This window comes from Shewanella sp. M16 (genome assembly GCF_018224605.1).
Lineage (GTDB): Bacteria > Pseudomonadota > Gammaproteobacteria > Enterobacterales > Shewanellaceae > Shewanella > Shewanella oncorhynchi.
The window spans coordinates 117174-135570 of record NZ_JAGTUL010000012.1 but is presented as its reverse complement, the minus strand read 5'-3'; the positions used below and the strand labels follow the sequence as shown (position 1 = coordinate 135570).

Sequence of the window (18397 nt, the reverse complement as noted above, 5' to 3'; positions counted from 1 at the left end):
TTTGTCACTGTGCGGTGTATAAGAGACCGATTTACTATTAGTTATTTAATTACGTAATTAATTACTTTGCGTATTGATTGGTAAAGTTGTCTTACAAGTTTCATTTAACTGCAATTGTCATATGTGATTAAAATGTTTAATTACATATTTATCAGTTATTTGTTGTTTGTTTTATTGCTTGGTCAGACCAATTTTAGCATGGTTTTTACTTAGGTTAATGCATGTTTTTGTCAATCTTGGACTGTTGCAAATACAAACGTTTGTCGGTAAGTTTTAGTTCGAAACAAACATTTGATGGTTTTTTGGTGAGTTTATAAGCAGTGGTGATTGGGGATGCTACTGCTTTATATGTCAGCGTTAAGCCTGTGATAGTGGAGCCTCTTGGGAGGGCATCAAGATGACGGAACACACTTTGAGTGAACAGCAATTGAATTCGACACTGGGTAAAGCTACAGCAAACGCCACGCTTAATATTGTGGGTCGTGACATTCCAGGCCAAGAAGTCATATTTACCGAAGGGGCTGTCGCCTTACTCGAATCCCTTTGTCGTGAGTTTGCCGACGAAGTACCTGCCTTACTCGCTAAACGTAAAGATAAACAAGCACGTATTGATAAAGGAGCATTACCTGACTTTCTGCCTGAAACCCGAGCTATCCGTGATGGTGCATGGCAGATTCGCGGTATTCCCGATGACTTGCTTGATCGCCGCGTGGAAATCACAGGTCCCGTTGAACGTAAAATGGTGATTAACGCACTCAACGCCAACGCCAAAGTGTTTATGGCCGACTTTGAAGATTCTTTAGCACCAAGCTGGGAAAAAGTCGTCGAAGGTCAAATCAATCTACGTGATGCCGTGCGTGGTGATATTGAGTACACAGCACCGGACACGGGTAAGCACTATAAATTAGGACCAAATCCGGCAGTGCTTATCTGCCGCGTTCGTGGTCTGCACCTTAAAGAAAAACACGTACAGTTTAATGGCAAAGCGATTCCTGGCTCACTGTTTGATTTCGCACTGTATTTCTACCACAACTATCGCCAACTTTTGGCCAAGGGCAGTGGTCCATACTTTTATATTCCTAAGTTAGAAAGTCATATAGAAGCGCGCTGGTGGGCAAAAGTGTTTGCTTTTGTTGAGGAAAGATTTTGTCTGCAAGCGGGCACGATTAAATGTACTTGCTTGATTGAGACTTTGCCTGCCGTGTTCGAAATGGACGAAATTCTCTATGAACTACGTTCCAATATCGTCGCACTGAACTGTGGTCGTTGGGATTACATCTTCAGCTATATCAAAACATTAAAACGTCATAGCGACCGAGTCTTACCGGATCGCCAAGCCGTCACTATGGATACGCCTTTCTTAAGTGCTTATTCAAGACTCTTGATTAAGACCTGCCACAAACGCGGTGCCTTAGCTATGGGCGGCATGGCAGCCTTTATTCCTGCTAAAGATCCTGCTCAGAACGAAGCCGTATTGCAGCGGGTGCGTAAGGATAAAGAGCTTGAGGCGCGTAACGGTCACGATGGCACTTGGGTCGCGCACCCTGGCCTTGCCGACACCGCTATGGGGATTTTCAACGAATACATAGGCCAAGATCACTGTAATCAATTACATATTACCCGTGATGTAGACGCGCCGATCCTTGCCAGCGAGTTACTTAAAACCTGCGACGGTGAGCGCACTGAACAAGGGATGCGTCTGAACATTCGTATCGCCCTGCAGTATTTAGAGGCGTGGATCAGCGGCAACGGTTGTGTACCTATTTACGGCTTAATGGAAGATGCGGCTACGGCTGAGATCTCTAGAGCCTCAATTTGGCAATGGATCCAACACGGTAAGTCGCTGTCAAACGGCAAATTAGTGACCAAACAACTCTTTAAAGACATGTTGGTTGAAGAGCTGTCGAACGTGAAAAAAGAAGTGGGTAGCGACAGATTCACCCATGGCAAATTCACCCAAGCAGCGGTGTTGCTTGAAGACATTACCACCTCCGACGAGCTGGTCGATTTCTTAACCTTACCCGGTTACGAAATGCTGACAGCTTAGAATGAACTCATTTGCTTGAACCGTTTTAGGTAAACCAGATTTAGCTGTGGCGGGGCTACCGCCAACCAAACAATTTAGCAGAGTGAAACTGGGGGCAGTTTCATGATAGCTACAACATCAAAGAGAAAGGAGCGACATTATGACTAAGGCAACGACTCAGACTTCACGTCAAGAGCAGATTGATGCAATCAAGAGAGATTGGGCAGAAAACCCACGTTGGAAACACGTGCGTCGTCCTTATACCGCAGAAGAAGTGGTTGCGCTTCGCGGTTCAATCGTGCCTGAGAATACTATCGCTAAGCGCGGTGCTGCTAAGTTATGGGAATTGGTTAACGGTGGCGCTAAAAAAGGCTATGTGAATTCACTGGGTGCGTTAACGGGTGGTCAAGCGGTACAACAGGCGAAAGCGGGTATCGAAGCGATTTACCTTTCAGGTTGGCAAGTGGCAGCCGATGCTAACTTAGCCGGCACTATGTACCCAGATCAATCTTTATACCCAGCCAATTCAGTGCCAGCTGTGGTGTCACGCATCAATAACTCATTCCGTCGTGCTGACCAAATTCAGTGGGGCAATGGCGTTAATCCAGAAGATGAAAAATTTGTTGATTACTTTCTGCCAATTATTGCTGACGCAGAAGCGGGTTTTGGCGGCGTATTAAATGCCTTCGAACTGATGAAGTCGATGATCGACGCGGGCGCTGCCGGTGTTCACTTTGAAGATCAGTTAGCTTCAGTGAAGAAATGTGGTCACATGGGCGGCAAAGTATTAGTGCCAACCCAAGAAGCGGTACAAAAGCTGGTTGCTGCACGTTTAGCAGCGGACGTGAGCGGTGTCGATACGCTGGTTATCGCACGTACCGATGCTAACGCGGCCGATTTGTTAACTTCAGATTGCGACCCATACGATCGTGATTTCGTGACTGGCGAGCGCACCAGTGAAGGTTTCTACCGTGTGAAAGCCGGTCTTGACCAAGCGATTTCTCGCGGTCTGGCCTATGCCCCTTATGCGGATTTGATTTGGTGTGAAACCGCTAAACCGGATCTTGAAGAAGCGCGTATTTTTGCTGAAGCGATTCATGCCCAATACCCAGATCAACTGCTGGCGTATAACTGTTCGCCTTCGTTCAACTGGAAGAAAAATCTGGATGACGCCACTATCGCGCGCTTCCAACAAGCATTATCAGACATGGGCTACAAGTATCAGTTCATCACTTTAGCCGGCATCCACAACATGTGGTACAACATGTTCGACCTCGCTTACGACTATGCTCGTGGCGAAGGTATGAAGCATTATGTTGAGAAAGTTCAAGAAGTTGAGTTTGCTGCAGCGAAGAAAGGTTACACTTTCGTGGCGCATCAACAGGAAGTGGGCACAGGTTATTTCGACCAAGTGACTACGGTTATTCAAGGTGGCCATTCATCAGTGACTGCACTGACAGGGTCTACCGAAGAAGAGCAGTTTTAAGCAGTAGAAGCGCTTAGGATGATCCATTGTGATTGTGGATCACTCCTTAGCACGCCTTATGCTGATGTATCTGGTGAGGCGTGGTTAAAAACTCGAAATAGAGGGCAAGATCGGACTGTGATGAGTTACTGAGCTTGCAGCTTAAATCTCGAGTCGAGTGTGAAAGAGTGTTACCTGTAAACCTGTGTTTAGCTGCTTTGCAGCTGTTGTCCCCGTGCAGTTCGCCTACATGTGCTGTGCGGGTTTTTAAGTCAAACCTTGTGACTTAACTTCCTACCCAGTAAGTTTTTGCTTGCCTTAGCTTGGCGACTCTATGAGTCGCTATTTTTTTGCTTATTGGTTCACTATTGTGCTGATTAATATGGTGCAACTTTGATGCGACTTGGTGCAATAATCAGATTATTTTACAGCAGCTTATTGCTATCTCATTGTTATTTAATGGCTATTAATAGTGGCCTGGAAAATGCTCTGAATACAGTGGGAAGTTATAGCGTATTAAAGCTGATTATTGGCATTCACATTGAGGTCACCGCCATGAAATATTACAGTCGCCGTTTAGTTAAACCTGAACATTTAAATCCAGCAAATACCCTGTTTGGCGGTCAGTTACTCAGTTGGATAGATGAGGAGGCCGCTATCTTTGCTGCCTGCCAGATGAAGAGCACGAGCCATGTGACTAAGCTGATTTCTGAAATCAACTTTATGACGCCAGCGCATCAAGGGGATGTGATTGAGTTTGGTCTGGAGCTGGTGAGTCTTGGCCACAGTTCTATTACCGTGAGCTGTCAAGTACGTAATAAGATGACGCAGGCGCCAGTGGTGAGTATAGATAAGATGGTGTTTGTGCATGTGAATGCCCAAGGATTGCCTGTGCCCCATGGTATTCGGGCGAATGCGGCTTAAGGTGCGTGGCGCTTAAAATGCGTGATGCTTAAATGTATAAGATGCTTAAAATGAGCAGTGACGCCTAGGCGTCACTGTCATTAGTCTTTGGTTAAATCTTCTTTTACCGATTTGACCGCATCCCGTGAAGCATGACCTATGGCTTTTGTCGTGTCTCGAGTCGCGTGGCCTATCTCAGTGGTGACTTCTTTAGTCGTTGTGCCGATGGCACGGCCTGCGTCCTTTAAATCCGCACAGGCGGATGTAGCGAGTAATAAAGGAATAATAATGAGCGTCGCTTTATTCATTGTGATGCCAATCCTCAATTTAAGTTCGTAACTCAATTTACTGGGCCTTGCCATTTTTACTGTGCTAAATGACATTCGGGACAATATAACAGATCTTGAGCTGAATCACGCTATGGCGATATTATCTGCCGAGTCGCTGTTGCAATGCTTCTGGGCGAGTGTCAACCGAGTGAGTGAAACTAAGAGCATTAAATGACGTCGTGGGTTGAGTTATCGAACTCGACAAATAAAAACGCCAGTGGCGTTTTGCGCACTGGCGTCTAAGGTCGCTAAATAATACTGCAAAGATTATTCGAGTTTGGCTAAGCGTTGTTGATAGTCTTCAATCAGGTGCTGCATAATTTCTTCTGGCGCCGCATCGTCACAGCAATCGTCTAAAAAGATTTTAAAGGTGACTAAGGCATGGCCGTCATTTTTGAGTCTGTCACTCTGCATTGAGAAGTAAGCATCTTCATTTTCGGCTTTACGAACCACAAACTTATTCGTTTCGAAGGTTTTTTCCCCAGAAAGCTCGTGCCATTTAGTGATGCGATTTAACGCGATCTCACAGGACTGGTTCATTTCAATATGATTTAACCAAGTAACGGGATGTTCAGGATCTTTGTAATGTGGACATCTAACTGTGTAGTTATATACATGGGTGATTGCAGTCATAGCGTACCTACCTGTTCGAGGATATTGTTGCCATCATAGGCATCGTTTTTGAATTCGGTCAATCATTAATTAAGTCTATATAGCCTTGATGTTTTTTGACGGAGAAGGATAGTTACTGCATGAAAATTAACCATTTACTTAATCTGTCATGTCTCTATTTAGCATGAGTTTTATGCCAATAACTTTGTGCTAGATCTCAGTTTTGGGTGAAGTTTCGCTTTTGCTGAATTACTGATTAATAAAGCAACAACTTGGTCGTCAGTAAGTCTTATTGATAAAAAGAGCGAACAGCGGAGTAAATAGGTTAATTAAACTTTGATGGGAGCTATATGAGTAAGTGGCAGCATAAGTTGTCGCAGAGGAAACGCAGAAGGTAGAATGGACAGAGGCCCATTCGTTAGAACGGGCCTCTCAGCTGGCTTCATCTTTTGCAGGGAAAAAGCGAACTGGGGCCATCTTATCGGATCTGTAACAGTCTGTAACCCACAGAGATCACGTTTTTTATATCATTTTGCTATGAATATTTGAGGTTCAGATCCTTTCTTCTTGAATATGCAGATTTGTGAGTGTTTTGTCAGTGCAAAGGTGCATAGACACTGAGTTTTATGTTGGTTTTTGTTACTCAATTTTTAAGATAGTAACTTACCTCACCATCTTGTTGATACAGGTGTAAAAAAGGCCCCAATAGTGCAGCAATAATCTGTGCACTATTGGAGCCTAAAACGAATTCATTGGAGGATGAAGTCGTGTTTACGCACTAGCAGGACAATAAGTCGTTATCCAGCAAGTTAGCGCACGATTGTTGTGTGCTAACTTGCGATTGGTAAGGTATGGCGATTACAGCGCACAATTACAGCGCATTAGTGAAGATCTGACAGATCTCCGCATGGGTCGCTTGTTTTGGATTGGTGAATCCACAGGCATCTTTTAACGCGTTATCCGCAAGTGTTGGAATATCTTCCGCTTTCACGCCTAACAAGGTCAGGTTTTCTGGGATCTTAACCGCAACAGACAGTTTTTTGATTGCCGCTATCGCCGCACTAGCACCTTGCTCATCTGTCATCGCAGACACATCGACACCCATAGCCTTGGCAATGTCTTTTAAGCGAGCAGGGACGACCTGGGCGTTGTATTCCTGCACATGTGGCAGCAGCAGAGCGTTACACACGCCGTGGGGCAGATCGTAGAAACCGCCTAATTGGTGCGCCATCGCATGCACATAACCTAAGCTGGCATTGTTAAACGCCATACCTGCTAAGAACTGGGCGTAGGCCATTTGTTCACGGGCGTTGATGTCTTGACCGTTTTCAACTGCGTTGACTAAGTTAGCTTGAATCAATTCCATAGCCTTGATCGCACAGGCGTCGGTGATCGGGTTCGCTGCAATAGACACATAGGCTTCAACCGCGTGAGTCAGTGCATCCATACCTGTTGCGGCAGTTAGGCTCGCAGGCTTTTTCAGCATTAACTCAGGGTCGTTGACCGACAGCAAAGGCGTGGTGTGTTTATCGACAATCGCCATTTTAATGTGGCGGGCTTCGTCGGTAATGATACAGAAGCGCGTCATTTCACTGGCAGTACCTGCCGTCGTATTAATGGCCACTAACGGCAACTGTGGTTTCGCGGATTGATCTAACCCTTCATAATCTTTGATGCTGCCACCGTTGGTGGCAACAAGGGCGATACCCTTGGCACAATCATGGGGTGAGCCGCCGCCGAGTGAAATCACAAAGTCACACTTGTTGGCTTTTAACAGGGCTAAACCCGCTTCGACGTTCGTCACGGTTGGGTTAGGTTGTACACCATCATAGATGGTGGAGGTAATACCATTTTGACCGAGTTTTTCGGCCACTTCACCCACTAAGCCAATCTTGACTAAGGGTTTATCTGTCACTATGAGTGCGTGTTTAAAGCCTAAGGTTTTGATGTCACCGATAGCATCATCCACTGCGCCTTGGCCTAATACGTTGACAGAAGGAATAAAAAATTTAGCAGCCATAAAATCCACCTATTTGCTTGTAAAGATTAAGTTGTGTTCTTTTCTGGTGATCAAGCTACCAATTTGGAGGTAGTGAAAGTGTGAGCTTGATCGAGTTCGGCGCTTATCTGAGGGTAATTTCCCACTAAAGTTGGAACTGGGTAACTAAATTTCGGACTTTTATGACGGGTATTAGTGTTGGCGTACGATATGGTTTTTTAGCGTTGTTAGCGCCCCTGGTGATGCATCATTTCTGTGCATTTTTCGTTTACTTTTTATCCCACTTTTTATCCAGCATTTGACGGCTCAATTGTTAAATCTAACAGAGGTTAAACCTCATGAATACTCTCATTTGTAGCATTAACTCCAATTAATTAGTTTGATATCTAATATTGATTTATGCGTACTGCTGTGGTTGTGGTAGGGCCGTAAGTCAAAGGAATCTATAGTTTTATCTTGTTTTTACAGGTTAATTCTTTTTTACATAACTAACTTGTGAGCTTTGTCACTGTGGTATTTTAGGTTGATAGTTACATCACTAATCATTATCATGATTGTTAATTGAACGTTCAATTAACGTCGTTCAGAGTATTGAGAGAGTGGTTATTCCTTGAGTATTTATGCCTAAAGCCGCAATGAAATTGATACGCAGACAGCAGCTTATCGATGCGACATTAGCATCGGTTGCCTTGCATGGATTGCAGCACACGACCATCAACAGCATTAGTCAGTTGGCGGGGATGTCGTCGGGGATCATCAGTCATTATTTCAGTGGTAAGCAGGGCTTGATCCAAGCGACGCTGCGCCACTTGCTCGAGCAGTTAAAGCAAGCGTTGCTCAATCGAATCCAAGGACAAGTGTTGGCGCCAACAGAGCGCTTAATGATGATAGTTGAAGCGAATTTTACCGAGTTACAGCGCTCACGAAATGTCACTCACACTTGGCTGAGTTTTTGGGCACAGGCCGTCCACGATCCCCAGTTAGCCCGTTTGCAGAATATCAATAGTCGCCGCTTATACAGCAACTTACATTTTTCCTTTCGGCACGTGTTGCCCAAAGAGTTTGCCCTGATGGCTGCTAAGCAAACGGCGGCGATGATCGATGGATTTTGGTTACGCAGCGCCTTAAGTGAAACCCCTGAGCAGGATTTTGTTCAGGCCGAAAAATTATGCAAAACCTTTATCCACAATGTTATAAAGCAGCATGGAGTCAAAACATGTCAGTAGAAGTACAGTACAACTTTATTGCGGGTCAGCTGCTCGCTAACGATAGCGGCGAAACCTTCGACGTCGTCAATCCTGCCACTGGGCAATTGGCGTACCGAGTGCAAGTGGCCGATGAAAAAATTCAGCAAGCGGCCATCGAGAGCGCCAAAAAAGGCTTTGTGATTTGGTCTGCCATGAGTGCCACCGAACGCAGTCGTATTCTGTTAAAGGCGGTCGCATTATTGCGGGCTCGTAATGATGAACTCGCGGCAATCGAAGTGTGCGACACAGGTAAACCTTGGCAAGAAGCCTCAGTGGTTGATGTGGTCACAGGCGCAGATGCTATCGAATTTTTTGCCCATATTGCCCCAGGGCTTGAAGGCGCGCAGCAGCAAGTCGGTGGGGATTTTTATTACACCCGCCGCGAGCCCTTAGGCATTTGTGCTGGCATTGGCGCGTGGAATTATCCATTGCAAATCGCCTGTTGGAAGGCCGCTCCTGCATTAGCCAGCGGCAATGTTATGATTTTTAAACCTTCGGAAGAAACGCCGCTTGGCGCACTGAAATTAGCGCAACTCTTTAGTGAGGCGGGTTTGCCCGATGGCGTATTTAACGTCGTGATGGGTGACGGCAAGGTCGGCGCTTGGTTAACGGGACATCCGGATATTGCCAAAGTGTCCTTCACGGGCGAAGTCGGTACCGGTAAAAAAGTCATGGCCGCGGCAGCAAGTTCATTAAAAGACGTCACTATGGAACTCGGTGGTAAATCACCGCTTATCGTATTTGATGATGCCGATATCGATAATGCCGTTTCAGGTGCCATGCTCGGTAACTTCTATACCCAAGGTGAAGTCTGTACTAATGGGACGCGGGTGTTTGTCCATGAGTCAGTTTATCCACGCTTTATCGAAAAACTGCTTATGCGTACTCAAACCAATATTGTGGTGGGCGATCCTATGGCGCCAGAGACTAACTTTGGCGCCTTGATCTCCAAAGATCATCAGCAAAAAGTACTCGATTATATTCAGCAAGGTATCGATGACGGCGCAACTCTGCTCACCGGTGGCACAGCATTAACGCCTGATAATGCTCCCAATGGTTACTTTGTTGCCCCGACGATTTTCACCCATTGCACCGACGAGATGCGGATCTGTAAAGAGGAAATCTTTGGCCCTGTGATGTCGGTACTCACCTTTAAAGAGGAAGCGGAAGTGATTGCTCGGGCAAACAATACCGCTATGGGCTTGGCCGCTGGGGTGTTTACCCAAGATATCAGCCGTGCTCATAGGGTCATTCATCAGTTACAGGCGGGTATTTGCTGGATCAATGCCTATGGCGCCTCGCCAGTCGAAATGCCCGTGGGAGGTTATAAGTTGTCGGGCATTGGCCGTGAAAACGGTAGCGAGACACTCAAGCATTACACCCAAGTTAAAGCCGTTTATGTGGGTCTACAGCCCTTAGAAAGCCCATTTTAAGGAGGCATTTTGACTCAGTCATTAGAGCAAAAATATTATAACTACATCATAGTTGGTGCAGGATCAGCGGGTTGTGTGCTCGCCAATCGCTTGTCAAAGGATCCTAAAAACGAAGTGCTGTTATTAGAAACCGGAGGCAGCGATAAGAGCATCTTTATTCAAATGCCTACGGCGTTATCAATTCCGATGAACAGCCCTAAATATGCTTGGCAGTTTGAAACTGAGCCTGAGCCGTATTTAGATAATCGCAAGATGCATTGTCCTCGGGGCAAAGTGCTTGGCGGTTCATCGTCAATCAACGGCATGGTGTATGTCCGTGGTCATGCACGAGACTTTGATGAGTGGCAGGCGCAAGGGGCGACCGATTGGGATTATAGCCACTGCTTACCGTACTTTAAGAAGGCGGAAACCTGGGCCTTTGGTGGTGATGAGTATCGCGGTGAGTCAGGGCCGTTAGGGGTGAATAACGGCAATCAGATGCAGAATCCGCTATATCAAGCCTTTGTGGATGCGGGCATTGCGGCGGGGTATTTATCGACCGCCGATTATAATGCGGCGCAGCAAGAAGGTTTTGGCCCTATGCATATGACGGTCAAAAAAGGCGTACGCTGGTCAACCGCCAACGCCTATTTACGCCCAGCGATGGCCAGACGTAACCTCACTGTTGTGACCCACGCTTTAGTGCATAAAGTGTTATTGGAAGGCCAAACAGCCGTTGGCGTTCGCATTGAACACAAAGGTAAAGTTGAAGATATTCGTTGTAACAAAGATGTGATTTTAGCTGCGGGTTCAATAGGTTCGCCGCATTTGTTGCAATTATCAGGCATTGGTGATCCCCAAGTATTAGCCGATGCAGGTGTCGAGTTACAACATGAGTTGCCCGGTGTTGGTCAGAATTTACAGGATCATTTAGAGTTTTATTTCCAATTCAAATGCCTTAAACCGATTTCACTCAATGGCAAGTTAGATCCTTTTAGCAAGTTCTTAATCGGTGCCCGGTGGATTTTAGATAGATCCGGTTTAGGGGCCACGAATCACTTTGAATCCTGTGGCTTTATTCGCTCAAAAGCGGGTCTGGAATGGCCAGATTTACAGTACCACTTTTTACCTGCGGCTATGCGTTACGATGGCAAAGAAGCCTTTGCGGGTCATGGGTTTCAGGTACATGTGGGCCATAACAAGCCTAAGAGTCGTGGTGCCGTGACTTTAGTGTCGGCAGATCCTAAAGCGCCGCCCAAAATTCAGTTCAATTACCTACAGCATCCCGATGATATTGAAGGCTTTAGGGCCTGCGTGCGCTTAACCCGTGAGATCATCAATCAAGTACCATTCGATGAGTATCGCGGTGAGGAAATTCAACCCGGCATACAAGTGCAAACCGATGCGCAAATCGATGCCTTTGTGCGTCAATCGGTTGAGAGTGCATATCATCCTTCTTGTTCGTGCAAGATGGGCACGGATGCGATGGCAGTGGTGGATCCCGAAACCCGAGTGCATGGATTGCAGAATTTACGAGTGGTGGATTCTTCTATTTTCCCGACTATCCCGAACGGCAATTTGAATGCGCCGACCATAATGTTGGCTGAGCGCGCCGCGGATCTGATTTTAGAGGCTGAGATGTTAGCGCCAGCAGATTCCGCCGTTGTGGTTGCCGATGCTTGGCAAACCACACAAAGAAGCACTGCAACAAGTTAAAGCCATAAGTTAACAACACGCCTGTTCAGTCCGTCGTATCGACGGACTGGCGGCTTCAATTTTGAAGTGACTCATTAATTGATTACTCAAAAGGGTCATGATTCATTTTATCTAAAGGGTCGGTCAGCCCGCAGTGAGTGTGCAAATGACCGCTTTCACGACTGATCATCTATCAGGGTTTAACTATCGCGGAGTGTTTTTAAGTAGCGATATTTAAGGCTTGAGGGCAGAACGTTGCCTTTAAAAATGGTTCAGTTTTTATTATTAAATAAAAACATGGAGTTACATTTTATGGGTTTATATCCAGATGCCGACTTATACCCAGTATCGACTGGGACTGAGTGCTCATTATGACTTGGTTATTATCCGCAGGGATACTGTTCACTTTTGCCGCGATTGCGTTTGTGATTTATCGCTGGGGCAATATTCGCTGTATCGGCGTGACGCCTGTGCGTACTTTTACCTTTATCGCGATTCTGTTTACCTCAGGACTTGATGTCGGCTTGATCATGTTTCCGCTCACCGAGTTTGCGGGTTACGCCAATGTGGCGGCGAGTCCTGAATACGGCTTTAGTAATCCGCTGGCGATTGAGTTTGGCTTCTGGGCCTTCTTGATTTGGAGCTTCTACTTTTTAACCTGTTTTTATTTTTGTGTCATTGAGCCTAGGGTGAGATTCTTCGATATTCCTTGGGTCAAGTTCATCAATAATGTGGTGATTATTGGCACCTGTGCCTTTACCGCCTATTTGTTATTAAGCAATTTGCCTTGGTATTTACCCGAATTAGGCGATGGCGAAACCATAGTCAGTAGCTTTTATCTCATCGTATTTATGGTGATCGCCGCGGCTGTGTATTCCAGCACTAGCATACGTTATGTGCGTATCTTGAGTCTGGCGAGCACTTGGTTATTTTTAGGCTTGATTGCCATGATGTGGGCCAGTGCATTTTTATCGGCTGACTCGAGTGTGGGCGAGTTCTTTACGACCTTTGCCATGTTAGGTGACTACTTCGGCAATATTCAACATTTTGTGTTACCCATCAATGACTACCATGAGTTTTATCTGTTCTGGTGGTTTGCGTGGAGCATTATGATCGGTCAATTTACCTCGCGCTTTGTCGGCGGCATGAAAACCTATCAAGTGCTGTTGGCCATGATGGTGTTTCCGTCTATCCCCATCGCTATTTGGTTCACTGTACTTTATTACTACAGTGCCAATGGGTTAGATACCTCGGGCTTCTATAATCTGGCGATGGTGATTGTGGGAATTACCTTTGTAATCAATTCACTCGACTCACTGGTGCGCCTCTATACCGACAATCTTAATTTGACCATTGAGCGGTTAGGCAAGTTTAAATATGTCAGTTTTAACTTAGTCTTGCTCTGCAGTCTGACATTACTGTTTCAATTAGACTTTCTTCAAATTCAATGGGTTGGTGCAATCGCACTGGGCCTGATCTTTAGCTGTTTTGGTTACATCATGATGACGCAATTGCAAACTGTTCGTGCCATTGAGCGCTCGCCAAAAGAGAACAAAATCGACTTTACTAAAATTGAGCTAGCTAACTAATGGAAAAATTAATAATGAAATCAAAATGTTTTTATCTTGTCGCCGGCGGATTGTTATTAGTGTCAACAGCGGCCAATGCCGGATTATCGGCCACTGTGACGGCGACGTCGGATTACACTTTTAACGGTGTCAGCCAAACGGACAACGGCCCAGCGCTGCAAGGCAATTTGGATTACGGTTTTGATTCGGGATGGTACGTGGGTGGCTTTACCTCGAACGTCGACTTTGGGGGAAACGACAGCACTTGGTTGGAACTCGATGCCTATGCGGGTAAGTTTTATCAGCTCAATGAGCAACTGAGTTTCGATGTCGGACTGGCTTATTACACTTACCACGGCGAGTCGTTTTCCGATGAGTACAACTATCCTGAGCTGTATAGCAAGTTAGGATATGATAGTTCACTGGGTCACTCTGAGGCTAAGTTGACCTATACATGGGATTACTTTGGTTTGGGTGGTGAGCATTACACTATGTTGCTTGGCCATACGATTAGCGTTGCCGAAGGGCATGATATTCGCTTTAGTGTCGATCGCTCGACATCACTTGATGAGGATAAATGGTCATGGGATGGTGGCAAATCCTTTAATCATTTCCGTATCGCCTATCTGACCAGTTGGAGTGGCTTTGATTTCAGTCTTGCCGCCGAAGATACTAGCATGAACTTAGATACCAGTGACGAGCGTCTAGTGTTGTCGGTATCGCGTCAATTCATGTTGTAATCTAAGGGACTTTTACCATAAAAGTGCCTCCCGTGGGTGAGTTCAGTCGCGCTTTCTGGTAAGGTGCACTCGTTGCTTAGAATGGGGAGAATGAAAAGAACGATGGAAAAGTACGAACAACTGCTTATTTCGCTGCGCCGAGTGATACGCGCTATCGACATTCATTCTCGCCAGCTGAACAAACACTCAGGTTTAACTGGGCCGCAATTGATGGTGATGCAGAAAATCGCCCAATTGGATGCGCCATTGGCTAAAACCGTGGCGGAAGAAATTACGCTGAGCCCTGCAACTGTGACGACCATTATCGATCGACTCGAGGGCCGTGGTTTAGTGATCCGTCTGCGCAGTGAGACTGACAAACGTAAGGTGCATTTATACCTTAGCGATGCGGGCCGAGCGCTGTTACAGGACTCACCTAAACCGCTACAGGATCATTTTATTAAGCGTTATCAGAATCTTGAAGAATGGGAGCAGAGTCAATTGCTCTCAGCCGTTGAGCGTATAGCGACTATGATGGACGCCGATAAAATTGATGCGGCGCCTATGCTCTTGGTGGGGAAGATCCAAGGGGATGAGTAATCGTTTAGCTCATGCTTTAAATTGATTAGACGTTAAAATCGATTAGATTTTAAAATGAAAAAGCACTGAATCTTCAGTGCTTTTTTGCTTTTAGTTAGATGTCGTTTAGCTGTGCGTCTTTTAGATGCTTAAGCAGCAGGGCAGCTTGTTTTAGCAACAGAGTTAATCAGGATTTCTTGCACTGGCGTATTAGCAAAACCACCGCTGTTTTTTGTCGGTACTATGCTGATTTGATCCGCCACATCCATGCCGTCGACCACTTTGCCAAACACGGCATAACCATAATTACTCGCAGACGCATCCAAATGTGGATTATCTAACACATTGATAAAGAACTGTGATGTTGCAGAGTTAGGATCATCCGTGCGAGCCATGGAGATAGTGCCACGTTTGTTGCTAATACCGACAGCGGCTTCATTCTTGATGGGGGCATCGCCTGGTTTGCTTTTGAGCCCAGTGGTAAAACCGCCGCCTTGGATCATAAAGTTATTAACGGTTCTATGGAATAAGGTGCCGTTATAGAATGACTTATCAACATACTGCTTAAAGTTTTTACCTGTGATTGGCATGTTAGTTAAGTCAATGGCAAGTGTGATATCGCCTTTCGTGGTTTTCATTAAATAACACACATCCGCAGCTAAGGCTGGCGGCGTGGGATCGGGTGTCGGTGGCGTCGGCGTTAAATCACCATCTGTACTTCCTTCACAACCCGTCAAGGCTATGCAGCCGACAAATAGTAATCCTGATAACTTCTTCATTTCATATCCTTATTCTCAATCATCATTGGGGTGTTTTTGCTTTAGCATTCCATGGGTTTGAGCCTTTGGCGTATATGCTAGGGCATATCAGGTTCCATGAATTTAATGTTGTTATTATGTTTCTATGCTGTAGCGAGACGAGATGTTGACAGAGGAGAGATAGGCTATTCAAGTTATAAAACACAATTGATACAAAGTGTTGCACTGATATCTGTGGTTAATATGTCACCTGACTTATTTGTTAGTATTAGTCTGAATGTAATGACATAAAAATGACTTACGTTTGTCATGTTATTTCTATCCCTTTGCTCTTCACTTATTGCATGCTTTAGGAGCCATGCTTGCCCTCTTGCTGAACGCATGCCCCAATTTAGTGCATTCCACTCTTTATATCCTGATAGCTACTGAGCGCCAACTTAACTGAGTGCTTCTAGTAAGTTACTGATTTTTTGAAAAAGTTTTTTGTTATTTCTCTGAAATATTTATGTCATCTTCTTGTTACTTTTCGTTGGCATGGTTACTGTATATCTAAAGCTATGGATGAGCGGTCGCGGGGGCGACAAAATATGGGGCTGGAAAAGTTGCTGTATTTGCGGGGAGTTGGAGCAGAATTTACTGATTGTTTTGGCCAAAATATCCATATTTCCGAGGTAGACAGGCAAGGTATCTTGACCTGTATGTTACAGGAAAAAAACAGCGTGGCAGGGACTGCCATTGATGCTCCTGCTACAGAAGCGTTATCGAGTGATGCTGGGCTGACCTGTGTCGATACGGTATTGACCGAAGCACTGATCGCGTCGCAAATTGATTTACTGGATGCCCGTCCTTGGACTCAGGTGCTACCTGAATTCCATTGGTGTTTTGTGGATGAACCTTGGATAAGCCTTTGTTTACCGGAAACCTACACCTCAGATCTGAGTGTGGCGATTGAATGCGAACAGGGTGAGTCCATTGTATTCGATGTGCCTTTCTCGGCGCTTAAGTCCATTGGCGATTACCGCATTGAACAAACGCTTTATCTACACTATCGCCTTGATCTTACGCAACTGGGATTCGCACGCCTCGATTTAGCTGAGGCCAAGACCCAAGCTTTCCCTGACAACTTAATGCCCGCCGAGACTGAAGCGGTGAATTTAGCGTCCTATTTCCTGAGCAGCCAAGAGTTTACTAACAACCCTGCCTTAATCAAAAACCAAGACTCATTTGCGCATGCAGCCGACAAAAATGCGAGTGATTTCTCTGTGTTAGGTTTGGGCTTTCATCGCATAGCCTTAAGCTTAAAACATGCCCTATCGACAAGTGCACAAGCGGCAAGCTCTGCGCTAGAGAGCAGTGTGACGACCAGCACTTTGTTCTCTGGCACCTTAATGGTGGCGCCGCGGGCCGCCTACCAAGGCGTACTCACGGCTGTCGCCCAAGGTAAACGCCATAAACCTTGGGGGATCAGCGTTCAACTTTACAGTTTGCGCAGCGAGAGCCAATGGGGCATTGGCGACTTTGGTGATTTAGAACAACTGATCGGGCTGGTGGCGGCGCAGGGCGCGGATTTTATTCAACTCAATCCCTTGCATGCCCTCGATATCGCGGCGCCAGAGCATCCGAGTCCTTATAGTCCGTGCGATCGCCGCAGACTTAATCCTCTTTATATTCAATTACAAAGCGTTCCTGAATACCAAGCTCTTGCCACTGAATTTTCAAGCGCTACTTGGGTAGAGGCTATCGCCTTACTGAATCGTGATAATTGGCTCGATTATCCTAAAGTGAGCGAGCTGAAATACCGTGCCTTTGAGCAGTTATATCGCGTTTTTTGTGACACGCATCTGGCGAACGACACGCCCAGAGCGCAAAGATTCCATGAGTTTGTGCGTGAGCAGGGCAGTGCGCTACAAGAGTTTGCTCAAGCGGAATATTTACGTAGTCCTAAAGCGTTTGTGCAAGAGGAAGGTTTCTATCTTTACCTGCAATTTGTGGCTGAAAAGCAGTTACACCTCTGTCAGCTAAAAGCTAAAGAGGTTGGGATGGGGCTGGGATTGATCCGTGATTTGGCCGTCGGTGCAGCGCTGCAGGGCAGTGAAGTACAGGCTAATGCCGAGCAGTTTTGTTTGAATGCCAGCATAGGTGCACCGCCCGATCCCTTTGCACCCCAAGGACAAAATTGGGGCTTAACGCCACTCGATCCTGTGAAGTTAAAACAACATCATTTCAGCCATTTTATCGCCTTGATCCGCGCCAATATGGAAAGCTGTGGCGCCTTGCGTATCGATCATGTGATGGGCTTACTGCGACTCTGGTGGTGGCCGCTGGATAAGCAACTCGGTCACGGTGCCTATGTGTATTATCCCGTCGAAACCTTGCTTGCCATCGTTTGCCTTGAGAGCCAACGTGCTCGCTGTGTGGTGATTGGTGAAGATTTAGGACTGGTGCCACCTGACATTATTCATCGTCTCTACACTTCTGGCATTTATTCCAACGAGTTGTTCTATTTCTGCAAAGACCATCAAGGCTTTAAATCACCGGATCAATATAAGTCTCAAAGCTTAATGATGCTGGCGAATCACGATGTGCCGACTTTAGTCGCTTGGTGGTGTGGCAGCGATTTACACCTGCGTCGGCTGTTATCCCTGTTTGAAACTGACGAGCCGCTAGGCGAGGCGCTTGCTGGGCGTGAACATGAAAAGCAGCAACTGATTTCACTGTTAGTCGCTCAAGGTCTGTTAGCCGATGTGACGATAGCCGAACTCGATATTCAAACCTTGCTCACGGCTTGGATGACCTTAGGAGCTCGCGGTAATAGTGCGCTATACAGCGTGCAACTGTGCGATTTATTAGCCGATCGCCATGCGGTGAACATTCCTGGTACTTGGCTCGAATATCCAAATTGGCAGCGTCGCCTGCCGCTGAATTTAACGCAAGTGTCGACTTCGCCAGAGATACTGCAGCGATTACAAAATATCGCTGTGGCGAGACAGCTACCGAGCTAAATCTAGCACCAGCGAAAGGCTGCCTAAGTCGCACCACATTATGCCATCCCTAAAGATGAGATTATTAGGGGGATGTGGGTAAA

14 protein-coding genes are annotated in these 18397 nt (G+C 46.1%); 10 read left to right on the top strand and 4 right to left on the bottom strand.

Annotated elements, in window-relative coordinates; all coding sequences use genetic code 11:
* The first annotated feature begins 397 nt into the window (after positions 1-397).
* The 3 genes from aceB to KFE26_RS10440 all read left to right on the top strand — a co-directional run bounded on the left by aceB (position 398) and on the right by KFE26_RS10440 (position 4415).
* Positions 398-2047: a malate synthase A gene (gene aceB, locus KFE26_RS10450; RefSeq protein ID WP_212600360.1), complete on the top strand. Its 1650-nt coding sequence runs from the start codon at positions 398-400 to the stop codon at positions 2045-2047.
* A gap of 139 nt (positions 2048-2186) precedes the next feature.
* Entirely contained in the window at positions 2187-3512 is a 1326-nt protein-coding gene (gene aceA / locus KFE26_RS10445) for an isocitrate lyase (RefSeq protein WP_212600359.1), read from the top strand.
* 534 nt (positions 3513-4046) lie between these two features.
* A complete protein-coding gene (locus KFE26_RS10440; protein WP_006080843.1) occupies positions 4047-4415 on the top strand; it encodes an acyl-CoA thioesterase in 369 nt (122 codons plus the stop codon).
* A gap of 80 nt (positions 4416-4495) precedes the next feature.
* Here the strand turns inward: KFE26_RS10440 and KFE26_RS10435 are convergent, their stop codons facing one another.
* The 3 genes from KFE26_RS10435 to yiaY all read right to left on the bottom strand — a co-directional run bounded on the left by KFE26_RS10435 (position 4496) and on the right by yiaY (position 7355).
* On the bottom strand, positions 4496-4702 hold the full coding sequence (locus KFE26_RS10435; protein ID WP_028760719.1) for a hypothetical protein: 207 nt from the start codon (positions 4700-4702) through the stop codon (positions 4496-4498).
* Positions 4703-4990: 288 nt separating this feature from the next.
* Positions 4991-5356, bottom strand: a complete 366-nt coding sequence (locus KFE26_RS10430; protein WP_028760718.1) for a hypothetical protein — start codon at positions 5354-5356, stop codon at positions 4991-4993.
* 850 nt (positions 5357-6206) lie between these two features.
* Entirely contained in the window at positions 6207-7355 is a 1149-nt protein-coding gene (yiaY, locus tag KFE26_RS10425; RefSeq protein WP_028760717.1) for an L-threonine dehydrogenase, read from the bottom strand.
* 599 nt (positions 7356-7954) lie between these two features.
* Between yiaY and betI the strand changes: the two genes are divergently transcribed.
* From betI to KFE26_RS10395, 6 genes are all read left to right on the top strand, one after another.
* Entirely contained in the window at positions 7955-8560 is a 606-nt protein-coding gene (gene betI / locus KFE26_RS10420; RefSeq protein ID WP_212600358.1) for a transcriptional regulator BetI, read from the top strand.
* A complete protein-coding gene (gene betB / locus KFE26_RS10415; protein ID WP_212600357.1) occupies positions 8551-10014 on the top strand; it encodes a betaine-aldehyde dehydrogenase in 1464 nt (487 codons plus the stop codon). Before betI ends, betB begins: the two co-directional genes overlap by 10 nt.
* Before the next feature lie 9 nt (positions 10015-10023).
* Positions 10024-11709 carry a choline dehydrogenase gene (gene betA / locus KFE26_RS10410; RefSeq protein ID WP_212600356.1) on the top strand — a complete coding sequence of 562 codons (1686 nt, stop codon included), beginning with the start codon at positions 10024-10026 and terminating at the stop codon, positions 11707-11709.
* A 350-nt stretch (positions 11710-12059) separates the two neighbouring features.
* Positions 12060-13277 carry a BCCT family transporter gene (locus tag KFE26_RS10405; RefSeq protein ID WP_212600355.1) on the top strand — a complete coding sequence of 406 codons (1218 nt, stop codon included), beginning with the start codon at positions 12060-12062 and terminating at the stop codon, positions 13275-13277.
* 14 nt (positions 13278-13291) lie between these two features.
* The gene (locus KFE26_RS10400) at positions 13292-13996 is read left to right on the top strand and encodes a TorF family putative porin (protein ID WP_212600354.1); all 705 of its coding nucleotides are present in this window, start codon (positions 13292-13294) and stop codon (positions 13994-13996) included.
* Positions 13997-14098: 102 nt separating this feature from the next.
* Positions 14099-14575, top strand: a complete 477-nt coding sequence (locus KFE26_RS10395) for a MarR family winged helix-turn-helix transcriptional regulator (protein WP_006080852.1) — start codon at positions 14099-14101, stop codon at positions 14573-14575.
* Positions 14576-14703: 128 nt separating this feature from the next.
* Here KFE26_RS10395 and KFE26_RS10390 read toward each other — a convergent pair whose 3' ends face one another.
* Positions 14704-15333 carry a peptidylprolyl isomerase gene (locus KFE26_RS10390; RefSeq protein WP_173497052.1) on the bottom strand — a complete coding sequence of 210 codons (630 nt, stop codon included), beginning with the start codon at positions 15331-15333 and terminating at the stop codon, positions 14704-14706.
* Positions 15334-15899: 566 nt separating this feature from the next.
* Between KFE26_RS10390 and malQ the strand changes: the two genes are divergently transcribed.
* Entirely contained in the window at positions 15900-18314 is a 2415-nt protein-coding gene (gene malQ / locus KFE26_RS10385; RefSeq protein WP_212600353.1) for a 4-alpha-glucanotransferase, read from the top strand.
* Positions 18315-18397: the final 83 nt, after the last annotated feature.